3 protein-coding genes are annotated in these 4,656 nt (G+C 34.2%); 1 reads left to right on the forward strand and 2 read right to left on the reverse strand.

The window, feature by feature from the left end:
- Nucleotides 1-170: 170 nt before the first annotated feature.
- Nucleotides 171-1,160 (forward strand): S-layer homology domain-containing protein, encoded by a 990-nt coding sequence (locus AA81_RS09935; RefSeq protein WP_169999732.1) that lies wholly within the window; start codon nt 171-173, stop codon nt 1,158-1,160.
- A 52-nt stretch (nt 1,161-1,212) separates the two neighbouring features.
- Here the strand turns inward: AA81_RS09935 and AA81_RS09940 are convergent, their stop codons facing one another.
- Together AA81_RS09940 and ileS are read right to left on the reverse strand one after the other, a co-directional pair.
- On the reverse strand, nt 1,213-1,866 hold the full coding sequence (locus AA81_RS09940; protein WP_103077218.1) for a TIGR00153 family protein: 654 nt from the start codon (nt 1,864-1,866) through the stop codon (nt 1,213-1,215).
- A 90-nt stretch (nt 1,867-1,956) separates the two neighbouring features.
- Nucleotides 1,957-4,656, reverse strand: a 2,700-nt coding sequence (gene ileS, locus AA81_RS09945; protein WP_103898923.1) for an isoleucine--tRNA ligase, incomplete at its 5' end; no start/stop codon positions are given.

A 4,656-nucleotide genomic window follows, 5' to 3' on the forward strand; every position in this document is an offset into this window, starting at 1 on the left:
AACGATCTTATCTATATCGTCTTCGTTTAATTCTCCACAAGTGTGAGTTCTTTTTTGAAACAAAAATAACACCTCCAATATTTTTTCATCTTATTTTACCATTTTTTGTGGTAAAATAAAATCGATAACAGCAAAAAACTTAAAATTCTAAAATTCAGGAGGTGTGTGTAGTGAAAAAGGTAGGTATTGTGTTTCTGTTTTTATTTTTGGCTTTGGGATTATTTTCGCAGTCTTTTAAAGATGTTCCCATTAATCATTGGGCCTATGACGCAGTTGAAAGACTTTCTAGTATAGGCATAATTGAAGGATACCCCGATGGTACATTTAAAGGATTAGAAAACATGAACAGGTATCAACTGACTGTCGCTTTGTCCAGAACGATTGATTACGTAGAACAAAGTATGGTTGAACCTTTAGCCCAAAATTTAGCAAATCTGGAAAAGACTGTAAGTAGTTTATCTGTACCACAAGGGGTTTCATCATCAGAATTACAACAACTTCAAACAAAATTAAACTCTGTTACAAGTGATCTTTCTAGTCTTCAGAGCTCCGTTTGGAGGTTGGATAGTTCGGTGAAGGAACTACAGAATTCTTATGAGTTGCTTGGTTATGCTACCACAAAGATAGATGAATTAGAAAGAACGGTTAACGCCATATCCGTGTCTGCTGTAAGCGAAGCTGACATTAGAAGCTTAGATAGCAGAGTAACCAATTTGGAAAACACTGTTGAAAGTCTGGATAATAATTATCAAAATCTTTCTCAAACGGTTGCTAATTACAATCAGGAAATAAAGTCGTTAAAAAATTCAGTCGGTACTTTACAAAATTCTTTTTCTAGTGTCAACCAAGATTTGGAGAGATTAAACGCTTTAACGGCTAACTTGAATTCGAAGATAGATTCTAAAGTTGATAAAACTGATTTTACCTCGTTAAAAAACGATACTGACGAATTGAGTGTTCAATTAAGTAACAATTCCGAATCTATTACTGAATTGTCACAAAATTTGCAAACCGTTCAAAGTAGTGTCGACCAGCTATCTCAAGAGGTTACTGAGGTAAAACAAACAACTGAAGGTGCTGGAGGAGTGAACTTCTTAGATATAATTATCTCGGTGGTAATTTCTGCAGGTTTATCTTTTGCTATAGTGAACTTTATGTAACAATGACCTTGATATAAAAAAACCGCTGGTTTTTTCGTGACCAGCGGTTTTTTCATTTAATGTTCCTTTTTAAGACTATAATTTCTAATTTATCAGACGCATCTTCAGCCTTATCAGCTATATCTCCTATTTGTAAAAAAAGATCTTTTAACTGCAATTTTTCGCATAACTCAAGGTTATTTATTTCAAACAATCTTCTTAGCATATCTTTCTCTAAGATATCTTCTTCATGTTCATGTAATTCAACTTTTTGAATATATTCACCACTTTTTTCTATATTTTCGAATACGTTTTCTATAGATTTTTTCAAGAACTTATAAGTTTTTTTTACCAATCGACTTTGTTCTAAGAAATCTGCTTTAAAGTCCTCAGGTATTTTAGGTTTTTGAAAAGCTAAGATTTCTGAAACGGTTTGGATTTTATTCATAACCTTATCAACAGCTTCTATTAATTCTAAAAGCTCACCTCTGAAATTTGGTAAAAAAGCTCCTTGATACATTTCACTTTCGGTTTTTCTTCTTAATGTATCAGCTTCGCTTTCTATATTAGATATTTGTTTTGATAATTCTACAGATTTTTCAATATCGTCGGTTACATATAATTCTACTGATTCTGTGAGTAAGTTTACTCCTTCTTCAACTTTTTCTAAATGTTTAGAAAAAAGTTTTATTACTTTCTCTTCCTTTTTTCCAAAAAAAAGTTTCATGGTGTACCCCCTCACATAACTTAAAAGAGCAGCTTTAGAATTTTAAAAACCTTTTTTTGTATCCCTTCGCTATATAGCCCATCCTAGAGTTTACGCATTTATTTCTTCTTTTAATACTCTTGCGCATCTTGGACAAACACCCGGAAATTCAGGATCTTTGCCCGTATTAGGATCTACTTTCCAACATCTTTCACATTTTTCCCCTTCTGCTTTGGTAACTTTAATTGTACCGTACCTACCCTCAAATCCTTCATCGACATTACCAAATTCAAATTGAGATACTATAAATAGATCGGCAATCCAGTTGTTATCGTATTGAGATAGAATTTGCTTTAAGGTATCGTCTTTTAGGTTAACGATAACCTTGGCATCTAGAGAATTTCCCAAAGATTTTTCTTTTCTTTTTTCTTCAAGTGCCTTTAAAACATCCTCTCTCAAAGCAAAAATTTTATTCCACTTTTCTTCTAACTGTTGACTAAGATAATTTTCTTTGTACTCGGGCCATAGTTCAGCGAATATGGTTTCATATTTGTTTGAATAATTGAGATGATCGTAAACTTCTTCTGCTGTAAAAGGTAATATTGGTGAAATCATCTTATTTAAAGCTACGGCAGTTTCATATAAAACGGTTTGAGCTGATCTTCTGAGTTTAGATTTTTTCCCTTCTACATATATCCTATCTTTTATTATATCCAGGTAAGTAGAACTCATATCTATAGTGCAAAAGTTGTTTATCAGATAATGTACCTTGTAAAACTCGTAATTGTCATAGGCTTTGGTGACATTTTTTATCAAATTATGTAACTTCATCATCGCCCATTGGTCTATTTCTAACATTTCTTCATAAGCGACAGAATCTTCATCAGGGTTAAAATCATTTATATTACCCAGCAAAAATCTTATAGTATTTCTAAGTTTACGGTAGGTTTCAACCTGTTGTTCTAAGATATTGTAAGATATTTTTATATCCATTCTGTAATCCGCTGATGCAACCCATAATCTTAATATATCCGCTCCATATTTGTTGATAATGTCTTTTGGATTGACTACGTTCCCCAAGGATTTAGACATTTTCTTTCCTTCTTCGTCTTTTATAAAGCCATGAGTCAAAACAGATTCATAAGGGGCTATTCCATGTTTTGCAACAGATAAGAATATAGAACTTTGGAACCAGCCTCGATGTTGATCGCTTCCTTCCAAATATAAGTCTACAGGGAATTTTTTTAATTCTTCGCGTGAATTTGCAACCGCTTCAAAAGAGGATCCAGAATCGATCCAAACGTCTAAAATATCTTCTTCCTTTTGGAAGGCCGAACCACCACATTTAGGACACGTGTAACCATCCGGTAAAAGTTCTTTCGTTTCTTTTTCGAACCACGCATTACTCCCTTCTTTTTTTATAATTTCGATAACGTGGTCTAAAATTTTGGTATCTAAAATTGCTTCACCACAATCCTCACATTTAATAGCTGGTATTGGGATGCCCCATGCACGTTGTCTTGAAATTACCCAGTCAGGTCTCTCTCTCACCATAGAGGATATTCTATTTTCTCCCCACTTGGGTATCCAATTTACTTTTTTTATCTCTTCTAATACCTTTTCACGGTAGTTATTTTTTTCAAGGTCTATAAACCATTGAGGAGTGGCTCTAAAGATAACAGGGTTTTTACAACGCCAACAATGTGGATAGGAATGAGTTATCTTTCCTGATTGAACGAGAAATCCGTTTTCTTTTAGATCTTTGATAATTTCTTTGTTCGCTTCCCAAATTTTCATCCCTTTATATTTTCCAGCTTCATCCGTGAAATATCCTTGGCTATCTACAGGAGATATTACCTGAAGATTGTACTTTGTACCTGTTATATAATCTTCCATACCGTGCCCTGGTGCAGTGTGAACACATCCAGTACCTTCTTCTAAAGTTACGTAATCTGCAAGTACCAAAAGGCTGTCTCTATCAATAAAAGGATGTCTAGCTTTTTTCCCGTCTAATGTTGATCCTTTAAACGTATCGATGATTTTATAATCATCTATACCGGCTTCTTTCATGGTTTTATCAACCAATTCTTTAGCCATTATCCAATATTCGTTTCCAACTTCCACTTTTGCGTAATCAAAATCAGGGTGCACAGCAATAGCTACGTTTGCTGGTAAAGTCCAAGGTGTTGTCGTCCAGATGATCACGTGTGTATTATTTTCTCCAACTAGAGGGAACTTTACATAAATTGAATCCGATGTATGATCGTGATATTCAACTTCTGCTTCTGCTAAAGCGGTTTGACATTCTGGACACCAATATATCGGTTTAGTGCCCCTATAGATGTTGCCAGCGTCAACTAAAGTACGAACGATCTCTAAAACCTTGGCTTCATATTCGGGATTTAAAGTTAAATAGGGTTTATCCCAAAAACCTATTACCCCTAACCTTTTAAAGCTTTCACGTTGAACGTCTACGAACTTCAAAGCATAATCTTCACATAGTTTTCGAATTTCTGACTTATTCAAAGTATTCGCCTTATCTCCAAGTTTAGTAGTTACATTATGTTCTATTGGAAGACCATGTGTGTCCCATCCAGGAACATAAGGTGCATCAAGACCTCTCAATGTTTTGTATTTCAAAACTATATCTTTTAAAACTTTATTAAGGGCGGTTCCCATATGAATGTCTCCATTGGCATACGGTGGACCATCATGTAAAACAAATTTTTTTCTCCCTATTCTTTTGTCTCTGAGATAGTAAGCAATATTTAAATCATCCCATTTTCGAAGGATCTGAGGCTCCTTTTCTTT

This window comes from Petrotoga halophila DSM 16923, from assembly GCF_002924615.1.

Excerpts from the sequence above, each read along its gene's own strand:
- AA81_RS09940 (WP_103077218.1), bottom strand. The coding sequence starts at position 1,866 with ATGAAACTTTTTTTTGGAAAAAAGGAAGAGAAAGTAATAAAACTTTTT.